Source organism: Microbacterium sp. 22215 (assembly GCF_052045655.1).
Taxonomy (GTDB): domain Bacteria; phylum Actinomycetota; class Actinomycetes; order Actinomycetales; family Microbacteriaceae; genus Microbacterium; species Microbacterium phyllosphaerae.
On the sequence record NZ_JBQEPC010000006.1, the window covers coordinates 37,323 to 52,587 of the forward strand.

At 65.6% G+C, this 15,265-nt stretch carries 13 protein-coding genes; 4 read left to right on the plus strand and 9 right to left on the minus strand.

What is annotated here, in order from left to right:
* Positions 1–45 precede the first annotated feature (45 nt).
* Positions 46–1,344: an ABC transporter substrate-binding protein gene (locus tag ACTJKH_RS11465; RefSeq protein WP_440737025.1), complete on the minus strand. Its 1,299-nt coding sequence runs from the start codon at positions 1,342–1,344 to the stop codon at positions 46–48.
* A gap of 149 nt (positions 1,345–1,493) precedes the next feature.
* Here ACTJKH_RS11465 and ACTJKH_RS11470 point away from each other — a divergent pair, with 149 nt between their 5' ends.
* A complete protein-coding gene (locus ACTJKH_RS11470; RefSeq protein ID WP_440737026.1) occupies positions 1,494–2,645 on the plus strand; it encodes an ROK family transcriptional regulator in 1,152 nt (383 codons plus the stop codon).
* Positions 2,646–2,811: 166 nt separating this feature from the next.
* On the plus strand, positions 2,812–4,971 hold the full coding sequence (locus tag ACTJKH_RS11475) for an alpha-galactosidase (protein WP_440737027.1): 2,160 nt from the start codon (positions 2,812–2,814) through the stop codon (positions 4,969–4,971).
* Here the strand turns inward: ACTJKH_RS11475 and ACTJKH_RS11480 are convergent.
* The 8 genes from ACTJKH_RS11480 to ACTJKH_RS11515 all read right to left on the minus strand — a co-directional run bounded on the left by ACTJKH_RS11480 (position 4,884) and on the right by ACTJKH_RS11515 (position 13,221).
* Positions 4,884–6,131 carry an MFS transporter gene (locus tag ACTJKH_RS11480; protein WP_440737028.1) on the minus strand — a complete coding sequence of 416 codons (1,248 nt, stop codon included), beginning with the start codon at positions 6,129–6,131 and terminating at the stop codon, positions 4,884–4,886. The genes ACTJKH_RS11475 and ACTJKH_RS11480 overlap by 88 nt on opposite strands.
* Before the next feature lie 162 nt (positions 6,132–6,293).
* Complete coding sequence (locus ACTJKH_RS11485; protein WP_440737029.1) at positions 6,294–7,787, minus strand: NAD-dependent succinate-semialdehyde dehydrogenase; 1,494 nt, start codon at positions 7,785–7,787, stop codon at positions 6,294–6,296.
* Positions 7,784–8,917, minus strand: coding sequence for an alpha/beta fold hydrolase (locus tag ACTJKH_RS11490; protein ID WP_440737030.1), 1,134 nt, complete (start codon positions 8,915–8,917; stop codon positions 7,784–7,786). Before ACTJKH_RS11490 ends, ACTJKH_RS11485 begins: the two co-directional genes overlap by 4 nt.
* 107 nt (positions 8,918–9,024) lie before the next feature.
* On the minus strand, positions 9,025–9,825 hold the full coding sequence (locus ACTJKH_RS11495; protein ID WP_440737031.1) for an N-acyl homoserine lactonase family protein: 801 nt from the start codon (positions 9,823–9,825) through the stop codon (positions 9,025–9,027).
* 6 nt (positions 9,826–9,831) lie between these two features.
* The gene (locus ACTJKH_RS11500) at positions 9,832–10,239 is read right to left on the minus strand and encodes a carboxymuconolactone decarboxylase family protein (RefSeq protein WP_440737032.1); all 408 of its coding nucleotides are present in this window, start codon (positions 10,237–10,239) and stop codon (positions 9,832–9,834) included.
* A 28-nt stretch (positions 10,240–10,267) separates the two neighbouring features.
* Positions 10,268–11,155 (minus strand): NAD(P)-dependent oxidoreductase, encoded by an 888-nt coding sequence (locus tag ACTJKH_RS11505; RefSeq protein ID WP_440737033.1) that lies wholly within the window; start codon positions 11,153–11,155, stop codon positions 10,268–10,270.
* A complete protein-coding gene (locus tag ACTJKH_RS11510; RefSeq protein WP_440737034.1) occupies positions 11,152–11,829 on the minus strand; it encodes a GntR family transcriptional regulator in 678 nt (225 codons plus the stop codon). Before ACTJKH_RS11510 ends, ACTJKH_RS11505 begins: the two co-directional genes overlap by 4 nt.
* A gap of 72 nt (positions 11,830–11,901) precedes the next feature.
* A complete protein-coding gene (locus tag ACTJKH_RS11515) occupies positions 11,902–13,221 on the minus strand; it encodes an MFS transporter (RefSeq protein WP_440737035.1) in 1,320 nt (439 codons plus the stop codon).
* A gap of 151 nt (positions 13,222–13,372) precedes the next feature.
* Between ACTJKH_RS11515 and ACTJKH_RS11520 the strand changes: the two genes are divergently transcribed.
* Positions 13,373–14,497, plus strand: coding sequence for an alcohol dehydrogenase catalytic domain-containing protein (locus tag ACTJKH_RS11520; protein ID WP_440737162.1), 1,125 nt, complete (start codon positions 13,373–13,375; stop codon positions 14,495–14,497).
* Positions 14,494–15,249, plus strand: coding sequence for an SDR family oxidoreductase (locus ACTJKH_RS11525; RefSeq protein ID WP_440737036.1), 756 nt, complete (start codon positions 14,494–14,496; stop codon positions 15,247–15,249). Before ACTJKH_RS11520 ends, ACTJKH_RS11525 begins: the two co-directional genes overlap by 4 nt.
* Positions 15,250–15,265: the final 16 nt, after the last annotated feature.

Genomic DNA, 15,265 nt, shown 5'->3' on the forward strand with positions numbered 1-15,265 from the left:
GGACGAGCTGTTCGGGGCGCCGGCGTCAGCCGACGCCCCGTGAGCTCACTTGTCGGTGACGGTGAATCCGCTCTTGACCATGTCGTCGACCACGGCCTTCTGCGTGGCGATGAAGGCGTCACGCCAGGGGGTGCCGTTGTCGATCGCCTTCTGCAGCTCGTCGGCGAAGACCGTCCTTGCCAGGTTGACGTTCGGTCCCCAGGTCACCGGGATCGTATCCGCGGAGATCTCCGATGCCACGCTGTAGAAGTCGGTCTGCTGCGGCATCAGCGCAGGCGGGTCGTTGCTCTCCGTCAGCTCCTGACCGACGATCGCCGCCGGATACAGCGACTGGGTGTTGATCATGAGGTCGTTGCCCTCTTTCGAGGCGTTGAGCCATGCCGCGAACTCAGCCGCCTCAGCCGGGTGTTCGCTGCTGGTCGTCACGATGAGTGCGGAGCCGCCCTGGTAGGGGACGGCGGCGTCGCCAGCCGTCCACTGCGGGAGCGGTGCCATCTCCCACCCTCCGCTGGTGTCGGCGGCGACGTTCTCGATCACGCTGGGTGCCCACACCGCCGACGGCCACGACAGCATCGTCCCGGCGTTCAGCGCCGCGTTGTACTCGGGCGTCAGCAGCGGGTCCGTGCTGACCAGGCCATCCTCGACGAGCGCCTCGAAGAAGTCGGCAACCTCAAGGGAGGGCTCATCGGCGATGCCGACCGTCCATTCGTCGCCCTCGCTCGACCACCACTGCGCGCCGGCCTGGGTGGAGACACCGGCCCAGAAGCCGAACTCGGCGGGCGGGAGGGCTGCGATCACCGATGCGGGATCAGCGGCCTTGATCGCCTCCGCAGCTGTACGGAACTCTTCCCAGGTCTTCGGCGGAGTGACCCCGAGCTCGGCGAACCGATCTGCGCGGTAGACGTTCGCCATCGGACCGACATCCTGGGGGATGCCGTAGACGACCCCGCCGAACGTGGTCTGTGCCCATGTCCCCTCGGTGAACGCGTCCTGCACATCGGAGACGTATTCGGTGATGTCCGCAGGAACATCGGCGACGATCATCGCAGGGAGCGTGGTGTATTCCACCAGTGCGATGTCTGGGGCGTTGCCCGCCCGGTTGGCCGTCAGCAGCTTCGCGGACGAGTCGGTGCCGCCTCCCGCATCGGTGTACTTGACCTGGATGTCAGGGTTCTCCTTGTTCCACTGGTTCACGACGTCCTGCGAGTTCGAGGCCCACGCCCAGTACTCGAGTTGCACCGGCCCATCATCCGGGGTCCCTGTAGCCGAGCACCCGGTCAGGCCGGCGATACCGGCGATGGTCAAGCCCGTCACCACGACGGCAAGCGGTCGATGAATACGCATCAACATCTCCTTTGACAGCTGCGTGCGCCGGACACTCCCCGGCTCACTTAGATTGCCCCGGCCATCACTCTTTGTCAACAAGTGAAACTAACTTTGTCGCAAGGCGATGCGGCATGATGGGATCTGATCGAGGGCGGAACGTAATGACGATGGATACTCCACAGACCCGCGAGAGCCCATCTCCCGCTTGGCCGACACTGAACCTTGTCGAGCGCGGAGCCCTCCGCGAAGTCCTCATCCACGGCCCGCTGCCGCGCGCCGAGATCGCGCGCCGTCTGGGTGTGTCGCGAGCGAATCTCACCCGAGTCACCCGCAATCTGCTCGAACATGGCCTCATCGTCGAAGGTGCGACCGAACAGCGCGCATGGACGGGACGCCCGAGCGAGCTGTTCGAGATCGCGCCGACCGCTCGTCACTTCTTCGGTGTGAAGCTCACCGGCGACACCATCTTCGCCACCGTCACCGACCTCGGGGCGCATGAGATCGCCACGGCTGAGGAGCCGATCGTCTCGCGCGCGAGCGACGATGTCGCGGCCCAGATCGGCGGCATCTTCACCGCGTTCACCGAACGGTTCGACGACATCGTCGCCGGGGGCGTCTGCGTCGCCGGCGACCTGACACAGAACCGGAAGGTCATCGTCGACTCTCCGTTCCTCGGATGGAAAGACGTCCCGTTGGCTCGCATGCTGACGGAGCGGTTGAGCATCCCGATCGCCACCGAGAACGACGTCAGAGCCTTGACCGCGACCGAGCACTGGTTCGGTGCGGGGGCAGGATGCTCCTCGCTCGGGTTGATCACCGTCGGCGCGGGAATCGGGCTCGGGTTCGTGATCGACGATCGACTCGTGACCGGCGCCCACGGCCGCGCCGGGCGACTCGATCATCTGGAGATCGACGCGAGCGGCCCGGTCTGCGCGAACGGCCACAGGGGGTGCGCCTCGATGTATCTCACGAATGAGGCGATCGCCCGGGGCATCGACGGACCGGAGATCGACTACCCGGGGGCGGTCGAGCTCGCCAGAGCGGGCCACCCCGGAGCGATCCGCGCCTTCCGCAAGGCAGCCGAGGCGCTCGGGAAGGTGATCGCAACGCTCGCCAACAGCATCGATCCCGAGAAGATCATCCTCACCGGAGACGGGTTGGCGGTGTGGGAGCTTGCCTCGGCAGACGTGCGCGCCGCGATCGACAAGACGCTGATCCCGAGCTCCGCGCCGCTCGACCTCGACGTGCAGCCATTCCAGTTCGACGAGTGGGCGCGCGCAGCGGCAGTGCTCGGCATCCGCACTGTCCTCCGATTCTGAGGCGGTTAGTTTCAGTCGTTGACAAACGGAAGATTTCTTAGCAGGCTGTGACCCCAGGGGCGAAAGCGCTCGCGTCAAGTCGAAGGAGACCCGTGTGTCGGTGGACGAGCGAACTAAGTCACCAGGGCGAACGCTCGTGCGACACCACGTCCTTCGGCAGGCAGGGGTGGAGGTCATCCTTGTCGCAGACGCCGGCCTGCCCGAGGTGCTGCACTGGGGAGCTCCCCTCGGCAGCCCTGACATCGACGAGCTGATCCTCGCATCGCGACGGCAGGTGTCATCGAGCGCCCTCGACGACGAATGGCCGCTGACCGTGCTCCCCGGCGAGCATGACGGGTGGGAGGGACGGCCCGGGTTCGCTGCGCACCGCGCTGGACAGGTGGCACTACCCGTCTGGCGGGATGTCGAGATGACCGGCGATGACGCCCGATTGCTCATCACCGCCTCAGACGAGGGGCTTCGCCTCCGCGTCGAGATGTCGCTGGACGACGCAGGAGTGCTGCGAGTCGCGCACGACCTGCTCAACACCGGCGCGGATGACCTGGAGCTCCTGGCGCTCGAGGCCACGATGCCGGTGGGCGATCTCGCAACCGATGCGATGGATTTCTCAGGGCGGTGGACACGAGAGCGAACCCCGCAGCGGAGTCGATTGCTGGAGGGAAGCCGAATCAGAGAGACTCGACGCGGGCGCACGGGGCATGACTCGCCCATGCTGCTGGTCCTCGGCACCGAGGGTTTCGGTAGCGGAACGGGCGAAGTCTGGGGCGTCCATCTGGCGTGGAGCGCAGACTCCGTGTATCGATACGACGCACTCCCCGAGTCGCGGACGCTCCTCGGCACCGGCCCGCTGATCCGCGCTGGTGAGATCGTGCTCGAAGCCGGTGCCCGATACCGCTCGCCGGTCGCCACCTTCGTCTGGAGCGATCATGGGCTCGACGCGCTCGCAGCTCGACTGCATACGTCGCTGCGCGCGCGCCCCATGCACCCCGGGACGCGCCCCGTCACCCTGAACACCTGGGAAGCGGTGTACTTCCAGCACGACATCCGACGCCTGAACACGCTCGCCCGCACCGCTGCGGAGATCGGGGTCGAAAGGTTCGTCCTCGACGACGGATGGTTCAAAGGGCGACGAAACGACGAAGCCGGCCTCGGGGACTGGACCGTCGACCCGGCCGTGTGGCCGGAGGGGCTGCACCCGCTGGTCGAGGAGGTGCGCGGACTGGGGATGCAGTTCGGGCTCTGGTTCGAACCGGAGATGGTCAACGTCGATTCCGACCTCGCGCGCGAGCATCCCGACTGGCTGCTGCAGGACCCCGCCGGGGTCCGTGCCTGGCGCAACCAGTACGCGCTAGACGTGGCGAACCCCGATGTGTTCGACTACCTGCTCGAGTCGATCTCACGGCTGATCGCCGAGTACGAGCTCGACTATGTGAAATGGGATCAGAACCGAGACCTCATCGAAGCGCTCCATGCCGGCAGAGCGAGCGTGCATCGCCACACCGTCGCTGTGTACGCGCTGCTGGACGCGGTGCGTCTGCGACACCCTCAGTTGGAGATCGAGTCCTGCGCGTCCGGAGGCGCCAGGGTCGATCTCGGCGTTCTCGCGCGCACGGATCGCGTCTGGGCATCTGACACGAACGACCCCATCGAACGCCTCGACATCCAACGATGGACCGAGCTGCTGCTCCCGCTCGAGCTGATCGGTTCCCACATCGGTCCGCCGACCACGCACACCACCCGCCGCGACACCGGCCTCGGACTCCGGATCGCGGTCGCGCTCTTCGGATCGTTCGGGATCGAGTGGGACATCACGGAATGCTCCGCAGACGAGCTCGACCAGCTTCGCGACGCGATCACGGGGTACCGGCGCCTTCGCGACCTGCTGCATACGGGCTCCCTCGCGCATCCGGACGGCGGAGACGCCGGAATCCGAGTGACATCGGTGACCGCTCAGGATGCGAGTCGCGCCGTGGTGAGAGTGGCCAGGGTCACGAGTTCGGATCGAGCGCTGCCCCGCCGCCTGCAGATCCCGGGTCTCACCCCGCACGCCCACTACACCGTGCGTCCGGTCCCTGAGCTGCGTGTGCCACGGCCGATCGAACCCACCCCGCCTCCATGGATGGAGCGCGGCCACCTCGTGCTCACCGGTGCGGCGATCGCGCGCCATGGCATCCGACTGCCACTGCTCGGCCCCGGCCAGGCTCTGGTCCTCGAGATGGAGCAGGTCGACTCCGGTGGCTACCCGCGCGAGATGTCGGCTCCGCGGGTCTCGGGAAGCAGCGGCCACAACACAGCGAGCGCTGCCACGGCGACCCCGATCACGTAGAACGCGGGAGAGACCAGGATTCCGGTGCTCGCGACGAGGCCGGCCGCAATCAGAGGGCCTGGGCCGGCGAGAAGCGCGTAGGCGACGTTGTATCCGATGGCAGACCCGGTAGAGCGGATCGAGGCAGGGAAGACCTCGACCAACAACACGTTCGCCGTCACAGCCGTGCACGCGACGAACAGTGCGAAGGGGATGAGTCCCACGATGGCCGACCACACGTTGCCGGTGCTGACGAGGGCGAATGCGGGCAGCGACCAGATGATCAGTCCGATGATCCCCGCGCGGTTCACGGGGCGTCGTCCCCATCTGTCAGCCGCCATCCCGACGAGTGGATTGAACGCGACGTAGATGACCATGACCACGCCTGTGGTCAGGAGGGCATCGAAGCGCGGCATACCGATGGGGCCGGACATGTAGTTGTTCATGTAGGTGACGAGGTAGTAGAGGCTCACGCCGAAGATGCCCGAGAATGCCAGGGTCATGACGAATGCCTTGCCGCGAACCTTCCAGCTCGTGGCTTCGATCTCTCCGTTGGCTCTCTTGCGCTCGAGCTCCTCGTAGACAGGGGTGTCGTCGAGGCGGCGGCGGATGTAGACCGCGACGATTGCCATGATCAGGGAGGCGATGAACGGGATGCGCCAGCCCCAGGCGGCGAGGGCGTCCGCGCTCATTGCGCCAGTGAGCACGACAGCGAAGAAGGTGCCGACGAGGAAAGCCAGTCCGGCCGTTGCGGTGATCAGGCTCGCGTACAGTGCGCGGTGTTTCGTCGGAGCGCTCTCGCCGATGTAGGTGGCGGCACTCGTCCACTCTCCGCCGACCATCATTCCCTGGATCAGTCTGAGGGTGACGATGATGATGGGAGCGGCCACACCGATTGTCGCGTAAGCAGGGACCAATCCGATGAGCGCGGTGACGACGCCCATGCCGAGCACGGTGATGATGAGCACGGTTCGGCGGCCGAACTTGTCGCCGATGGGGCCGAGGATCAGCGCGCCGACCGGTCGGGAGATGAACCCGACGGCGAAGACCGCCAGTGCCGACAGCATCTCTGCGGTGGGGTCGCCGGAGGGGAAGAACTGCGCCCCGATGATGGCTGCGAAGTATCCGTAGATTGCGAAGTCGAACCACTCCATGAAGTTGCCGATGCCGACGGCGACCATGCGTTTGCGGCGGTCAGACGAGGATAGTCGACGCAACCCCATGCTGGTTGTTGTTGCGTTCGCATCCTGTTTTTGGGCGTGCGAGGACATTGCGATCTCCTTTGTTCGCGGAATCGGTGGCGATGCCACCGACCGAGGGGGTGGAACGGTGCGGGAAGGTTCCTAGAGTGGGGCGTCGACTGACAGGTATTTCGTTGACAGGTACTCGTTGATGCCGACGTCGGCGCCTTCACGCCCGTACCCGCTGTGCTTTATCCCGCCGAACGGCGCAGCGACGTTCGACAGGACGCCACGGTTGATGCCGACCATTCCTACTTCGAGGCGTTCGGCGAAGACGCGGGCTCGGGTGAGGTCGTCGGTGAAGAGGTATGCCGCGAGGCCGTACTCGCTCGCGTTGAGGTGGTTGAAGAGGTCGTCCTCGTCGGACCACGACACGATGGGTGCAATCGGTCCGAAGATCTCTTCCTGAACGACGCGGGCGTCGCGGGGGACGTCGGTGAGGAGCGTGGGTGGGAAGTAGCTGCCGCCGGAGTTCTCGGGTGATGGCCGCTGACTGACGATCTTGGCGCCGCGCTGCAGGGCATCTTCGACGAGCTCCTGGAGACCGTCTGCCGAGCGCTGGTCGATGATCGGCCCCACGTTGGTCTCTGCCGCATAGCCCGGTCCGACAGTCAACTCGTCGAACTGCGCGGCCACCTGGGCTGTGAACTCTGCGAGGACGCTTTCGTGCACCCAGAAGACGTTTGCAGCGGTGCAGGCTTCGCCGTTGTTGCGGAGCTTGGCCTTCATCGCCTCGGCAGCGGCGTGGGGCACATCGGCGTCGGAGCAGACGATGAGAGGCGCGTTGCCTCCGAGCTCCATCGACACGCGCAGCACTTGATCCGCCGACTGCCGGATGAGCTGCTTGCCGACTTCCGTCGATCCGGTGAACGAGATCTTCCGCAGCCGCCGGTCGCTCATGAGCGATGCCACGGTGGGGGACGATGACGAGGTCGGGATGATTGACAGGACGCCGGCGGGGAGCCCCGCCTCGATGAGGATGGCGCCCAATGCGTTCATGGACAGGGGTGTCAGGGCTGCGGGTTTCACGATGACCGTGCAGCCGGCTGCGAGAGCTGGGCCGATCTTGCGTGTTCCCATAGCGAGGGGGAAGTTCCACGGGGTGACCAGCAGGCTCGGCCCCACCGGCTCTTGAACGGTCACGATCCTTGTGTCCCCTGTCGGGGACGTGCTCGCCCGCCCACCGAAGCGGACTGCCTCTTCGGAGAACCATCGGAGGAACTCGGCGCCATAGGTGATCTCCGCCTCCGACTCGACGAGGGGCTTTCCCATCTCGAGCGTCATCAGCAGAGCGAGGTCCGCTTTGCGTTCCAGGATGAGCTCGTATGCGCGGCGGAGGATGTCTCCGCGGTGGCGGGGAGGGGTCGCAGCCCACGCCTTCTGGGAACGGTGCGCGGTCTCGAGAGCCTCTAGAGCGTCCGCAGGGGAAGCGTCCGCGACCGAGGTCAGTCGCTGCCCCGTCGCAGGGTCGTTGACGTCGAATTCCTTCCCGCTGGAGGACGGTCGGAACGACTCTCCGATGAGCAGTCCGGTGGGGGCGTGGCTCAGCGCGGCAGAGATGCATGCAGCGAGATCTGGGGTGACTGTGGTTGTCATGAGAGGTCCTTGGAGGGGTCAGTGTCCGCGCGGTCGATCTGTTCGAGCGCCCAGGTCAGGTGTGCGGCGAAGGCGACCGGGTTCTCGGCGTGAGGGAAGTGTCCTAGTTCGGGCATATCCCGGTAGATCGCGTGCGGGATGATGTCTGCGAGTTCTCGGGTGGCGTCCGGAGGTACCGTGTAGTCGTATGCCCCGGACATCAGCACGATGGGTGGGGTGTCGGCGCCGAGCAGGTGGATGACGTTGTCGATATCCCAGCACGTGGAGTAGTAGGCGATGTCTCGTTCGTAGACTCCGTAGCCGCCCTGTGAGTAACCCCACCACACGCGGTCCCGCTCTGATTTCGGCGAGTGCGGAGACATGAGGCCGAAGGTCCATTCGGGAACGAACAATGCCTGATTGATCTGAGGGTGACGAAGCCACGGGGTGCTGCGGTTCGCGACGCGTGGACCGGCCTGGCAGCCGATGGCACCGGCAATCGCTCCAGGGTGGCGTGCTGCAGTCTCCACGACGGCAGCACCCGCCATGGATGCGCCAACAAGGATCGGGGGTTCGAGAAGCTCGAGCGCCTCGATGACGGCGGCGATGCAGTCCGCATAGCTTTCGCTGGTGAGTGCGTAGTCGTGGATGGAGCTGCCGCGAGCTGGCGCGGACCGACCGTGCCAGGGCAGGTCGAAGGCGATGAGTCGGTGACCCGGCACCTCGTCTCGCAGGCTCATCAGGCCGTGAAACTGCGAGCTGTCTGCGCCGGCGGTGTGGAGCAAGAGCACGGGGCGGCCCGAGCCCGCTTCCTCCACGAAGACATCGCAGGTTCCCCATGGGGCCACGGTGATTTGCACGTAGCGGCCGGTGATTCCTGATCGGTCGACACGGCGCGCTGGCACGGCAGGTCGCGCGGCGAGCACCTCGATGGTTCGCCGCACGAGGTGCAGGTGCTGGGCGAATGTGGTTTCGCTCCCCCGCACCTCTCCCGTCCCTCGCGGGCGAAGGTGCGCCAGGAGATGCTGTGTCCCCGGAAGCGGGGCGGCAGCGAGCAGCTGATCCCAGCTCTCCGCGGCGAGCGACACGGTGAACTCCGGCGCTTCGCCGGCGTCCACCGTCCCGCTCTGGATACGGATGCTGGCGAGCACCGCGCCCGCAGAAGCCAGCGCGAACTCGACAGCCGCGCCCGAGGCGAGGCGGAGGAACTCGTCGTCCGCAGCAAGGGCTTCGATGAGGGAGGCTGTGGAGGTCGAGTTCATCCGAGAACTCCGATGTCAGTCGTGACAGGTGTCATCGTTACCAGCGCTCGCGCATCGTGACCCGGGACCACATGGGCGACTCCGTCATTGAGTCGCCGTCGGATCAGGTCGAACACCTCGTACGTCGCCGGGAGATCCATGGACGAGATGAAGGGCATGTCCCGCTCGAGCTCTTCCGAGAAATGCAGGGCGTCGGAAGCCAGAAGGACCACTCCATCAGCGGTATCGGCCTCCACCATCAGCTGACCAGGCGTGTGTCCGCCGACCGGCAACAGTCGAACGCCGGGCGCGATGGTCTTGTCCTCGCTGATCGCGCTCAGCCTTCCTTCGCGGCGAAGGCCGATGAGCCGACTCACCTCTTCGGGTTCGGTGAAGTGCCCGACCAGCGGCTTGTCGAGCGCGCCACTGGTCGCGAAGTCGAGCTCCGCTTCCGCGATGTACACGTGGGCGTTCGGGAACCTCGAGAGGTTTCCGATGTGGTCGTAGTGGCAGTGGGTGACAATCACCGTGTCCACATCCTTCGCATCCACGCCGAGCGTGGTGCGGAGCATGTCGATGGGGTCGTGGAGAACGACCCGGTCTCGGCGGCGCGCGACGTCTGCGTCAAACCCCGTATCGACGACGATCACTCGCTGTGCGCTCTGCAGCACCCAGAAGTAGTAGTCGACCGTATGGGGGCCGTCCGGCTCACCGTAAGAGGCGTAGTCGAGGAACACGTGAGCGCGAGTGGTCTCACGTGTTCCGTGCCGAAGGGTATAGACGCGGTAGGTGTCGCCGCTCTTGTGCGGCGTGTCCATCGGCGTTCAGTCGTCCTTGCCGCTGTGAACGGCGACTGTGGGCTCGAGGACATCGATGCCGATGACCTCTTGCCATGCTTCGACGCCCCACTGGAACGCGACGATTCCGGCTTCGGGAAGCGCGATCTCGATTGCCTCGAGGATCTCCTCAGCGGAGAGTCCAAGGTCGAGGGCGACCTGGATGTGGCTCTTGAGCTGGGGCTTGGGGGCGCGCATCACGGTGAGGCTGAGAATGAAGAGCAGCTCCTTCGTGGTGCGGTCCAGGCGGCGCTGGTCGAGGTAGGCAGCGCTGACGACATGGTTGGCAGCCTGCAGGACGGGGAAGTCCGCGGCCGCCATCACCTTGTGGTAGTCGAGGACGTATCCCCGCTTCGTCGCCATGTCGTCGATATAGGTCTGGGCAGCAGCATTCATGGTGGCTCCTTCTGTGTGTGCGGTCGTGTCAGGCGCGGACGAGGACGTCGTTCGCGTTCTCGTAGTAACGGACGATCTCGGTGTGGTCGGGCGGGGTTCCGGCGTACTCGCGGGAAGCGTTCGCGATGGTGCCTGCCGCATCGGTGACGGGCGTATCGAGGCCCGCTCCGCTGGTGAGCGACTTCGCGATGGCGAGGTCTTTGAGCATGAGGTCCATTCCGAATCCGGAGGCGAAGCTGCCGCTGAGAACGAAGGCGGGGTACTTCACCTCGGTTGCCTGACTGCGACCGGTGGACGCGTTGATGACGCCGAGCATGGCTTCCGGAGCGATTCCGAATCGGGTGGCTGCCGTCAGGATCTCGGCTGCGGCGGCGATGTTGGTCGCTGAGAGCAGGTTGTTGAGGGCTTTGGCGGCGTCGCCGGCCCCGGGGCCGCCGACATGGTGCACGCTCCCGGCAACGGCGTCCAGGATGGGACGAGCGCGCTGCAACGATTCGGGCGTCGCACCGACCATGACGGCCAGCTCGCCGGTCTTCGCTTTGGCGACGCCTCCGGATACGGGAGCGTCGATGTAGGCCACGGATCGGCTGGATGCGCGCTTGGCGAGTTCCGCTGTGCTTCCGGGCTCGGACGAGCTCATGTCGATGATCAGAGATCCGGCCGGAAGCTTGTTCAGGAGCTTCGCGTCCTCGACGAGGAGTGATTCGACGATGCGGGAGTTCGGCACCATCAGGACGACTGTGTCGACACTGTCCGGCAGCACGTCCAGGGTGTCGAGTGCGGACACTCCGATGTCCTCTGCGAGGCGCGTGGCTGCTTCCGCGTTGACGTCGTAGAGGAGGACGTCGGCCGTGCGGGCGATGTTGCGCGCCATGGGCTCGCCCATCGCTCCGAGTCCGATGAAGAGGATGGTCATGTGAGATTTCCTTCCGTGGAGCGCAGGTGGGCGATGTGGCGCAGAGCGATCTGCGCCGCCGAATCCACGTGCGTCAGCGAGGCGCTGCCGGCAGCGGCGGGGTCGGCGGCTTCGATGGCCTCGACGACCTTCCTCAGCTCGGCGAGCATGTGTGGAACGCGGTCGGGGGCTGCGAGGGTGATGAAGCGTAGTTGGGCGATGCGTGCCTGCACGTTGGCGAGCATCTCGCCGATGATCGGGTTGCCGCTCGCCTCGATGAGCGCGTCGTAGAATGCGTTCTTCTCGCTGATGAGATCGGCGACATCGACCTCTGTTGCGCGCTGGGTGAGGTGGTCGAAGCCGGCGCGGAGCGCTTTCACCTGCGAGATGGAAGCACTCTGCGCAGCGAGACGTGATGCCGCGGACTCGAGTGCCGACCGCACCTGGTAGAGGTCGACGACATCGTCATAGCTCAGGCCACGCACCCTCGGGCCCACGTTGGGCACGATCTCGACGAGCTTCTCGCTCTCCAGCTGACGGAGTGCTTCGCGGACGACCGTGCGGCTGACGCCGTACTCGGCTTCCAGGTTCTTCTCGATCAGTCGGTCTCCCGCCCGGTAGTGTCCGGCGATGATGTTCTCGCGCAGCCGGTTCACGAGCTGGGCGCGGAGAGGTGCAGCTTCACGCTGGAGCATGGGCGGTGTCCTTTCGAGGGTGCCGGGCGGGGAGGGTGCTCCCCGCCCGGACGGTGTGTGATCCATGGTGGCTTACTGGGCGAACTCGTCCACTCGAGCGGTGTCGTTCGTCGCAATCGCCTTGTGCCCCTTCGGAGCGAAGAAGATGAAGACGAACCCGAGGGCGGCCGCCACGATCATGTAGCCGGCGACCGCGGCGAATGTTCCCGTCTCGGCCAGCAGGAGCGTGGCGATGATCGGGACCGGAGCTGACGTGATGATGCCACCGAGCTGGTAAGCGAGCGACGTGCCCGTGTACCGCACCCGAGCGGGGAACAGCTCAGCGGTGAAGCCGGAGATCGCCCCGTACGAGACGGCATGCATGATCGGCAGCGCGATCAGGAGTGCGGCGAGGATGCTCCAGAACGTGCCGATGTTGAACAGCCAGAACACCGGGAAAGCGCCGAGAGCGACGATGACGCAACCGATGAGCAACAGGCGACGCTTCGATGTCTTGTCGGCGAAGGTGGCGATGTACGGCATGGAGACGACCTGGATGGACGCGGCGATCATCATGGCGACGAAGATCACATTGGAGTCGATGCCGAGGTCGGTCGGACCATACTTCACCATGAACACCGTGGCGATGTAGAAGACGATGTTCGGTGCGAAACCGCACATCATGCCCACGATGAGCGCCCACTTGTGGAACTTCAGGACGTCCCAGACCGGGACCTTGGGGGTCTGGTTGGACTCCTTGACCGCCAGGAACTCGGGCGACTCCGTGACCTTGAGACGGATGTACAGACCGATGGCGACCAGGATCACCGACGCGAGGAACGGGATGCGCCAGCCCCATGCGTTGAAATCCTCGTCAGGCATGAGGGTGAGCAGAGCGAATGTGCCGGCGGACAGCACGGTTCCGGCAGGCACGCCGGCCTGCGGGAAGCTGGCGTAGAACGCGCGCTTGTTCGCGGGAGCGTGCTCGAGGGACATCAGCACTGCTCCACCCCATTCGCCGCCTACGGCGAAGCCTTGCAGGAAGCGGCAGATCACGAGAAGCAGCGGCGCCCAGATGCCGATCTGCGCGTAGGTCGGAAGGAACCCGACGACGAGGGTTCCGAGTCCCATGCAGAGGACAGACCAGACGAGCATCTTCTTGCGTCCGATTCGGTCGCCGAAGTGGCCGAAGAACGCGCCACCGAAGGGACGGGCGATGAATGCGACGGCGAACGTCGCGAACGCAGCCAGCGTGCCGGCCAGCGGATCGAGGTTCGGGAAGAACTGCGTATTGAAGATCAGCACCGCGGCGGTGCCGAAGATGTAGTAGTCGTACCACTCGATGGTGGTGCCGATGAAGCTCGCCCCAGCGACTTTCAGCGGAGAGGGTGGGGCATCGGTTGTTCGCGCCATTGCGGGTCCTTTGGTTGGAACTGAGATTACCAGTTGAGATGATGGTAGGACGGTATTACCGTAGTACGCAAGACGATAGATCTCCTCGACGGCGGTGTCAACAACCGAGTTGAGTGGTGACGTTCAAAGACGAATGGAGTACCCCATGAAGATGAAGGCAGCCGTCCTTCGCAGCACCGACTCGCCTGCCCCGTGGGCCGGGTCTGTCCCCATTGACGTCACTTCCGTTGACCTCGCACCGCCGCAGCGAGGCGAGGTTCTCGTTCGGATGGAGGCAGCTGGCGTCTGCCACTCCGACCTCTCCCGCATCGCTGGTGTTCGCGAGTGCCATGTGCCGATGCTCCTCGGACACGAGGGATGCGGCATCGTCGCGGAGGTCGGACCGGGAGTCGACGGCGTCGCGGTCGGCGACAAGGTGACGATGACTTTCATGCCCCGATGCGGAGAATGCGCATCCTGTCGCGCCTCCGGCTGGCGGCTCTGCGAGCGCGGCCTGGCGGCGAACGCCGCGGGTGAGATGCTCGCCGGCGGGAAGCGCATCAGCATCGGCGATGAGGTGATCGACCATCACGGGGGAGTCTCGGCATTCGCTGAGTACGCCGTGGTCGATCAGCACTCGGTCGTGGTGATCCCCCGCGAGATCCCCTCGTCCGTCGGTGCCCTGCTCGGATGCGCGGTTCTCACCGGAGGCGGAGCGGTGATCAACGCAGCTCAGGCGAAGCCAGGACAGTCGGTCGCGATCGTGGGGATGGGAGGCGTCGGACTCGCCGCCGCGCTCGTGGCCCGCGCGATCGATGCCGCGAGCATCGCGGCGATCGACACCAATCCGGAGAAGCTGACATCGGCGATCGAGATCGTCGCAGACACCGCTCACACGCCGGAGGACGCCATCGCCGCAGGCCTCACCTTCGACATCGTGATCGAGTGCGTCGGCCATCCTGCCGCACTCGCCTCCGCGATCGCGCTCACTGGCGTCGGCGGCAAGACCGTGACCGTCGGACTCCCCAAGCCCGGATCCTCCATCACCGTCGACTCGCTCGCACTCGTGACATCCGCTCGCTCCCTGATCGGTTCATACATGGGCTCGGGAGTCCCTGCGGACGACATCACGCGCTACGCACAGATGTACCTCGACGGATCGCTCGCGATCGACAGGCTCATCACCGGAACCACCGACCTCGACCACATCAACACCGCGATGGATCGACTGCACGACGGTCGCGAGATCCGTCAGATCATCGATCTCACCGCCACCCAGAAGGAGCAGAACGCATGACTGAGTTCGACGGCGACGTCGTCATCATCACGGGAGGCGCCAGCGGCATCGGGCGCGCCACCGCATCCCTCCTGCACTCGCGCGGAGCTCGCGTGGTCATCGCGGACGTCAACGGACCGGCTGCCGATGAGCTCGCCGCCGAGCTCGGTGAGGGAGCCCTCGCCGTCCAGGTCGACGTGTCCGACAGCGCGTCCGTGCAGCACCTCATCACCACGACGGTGGAGCAGCTCGGACGTCTCGACGTGCTCTGCAACAACGCCGGCTTCGGGTTCCGCGGAAACGTCACCACGATCGCGGAGGCCGATTGGGATCGCCTCATGTCGGTGAACGTGCGCGGAGTTTTCCTCTGCTCGAAGTACGCGATGCCGCACCTCGCCGCCACGGGGACCGGCCGAATCGTGAACACCTCGTCATACACCTCGCTCGTCGGCATCGCCGACCGCGCCGCCTACGTGGCGTCCAAGGGCGCGGTCACGGCGCTGACCCGCGCGATGGCCCTCGACCACGTGGCCGAGGGCGTCCGCGTCAACGCCGTCGCACCGGGGACGATCGATTCACCGTACTTCGGCACCATGATCGCCGAGGCGGACAACCCTGGCGAGCTTCTGGACGAGCTCAACGGGCGTGCGCCTATGCGGCGGATGGGGCAGCCGGAAGAGATCGCCGAGGCCATCGCGTGGCTCGCATCCTCCCGGTCCACGTTCGCCACCGGCTCGATCCTGACGATCGACGGAGGGAGCAGCGCGTGGTGACATCTCCCGCAGCAGG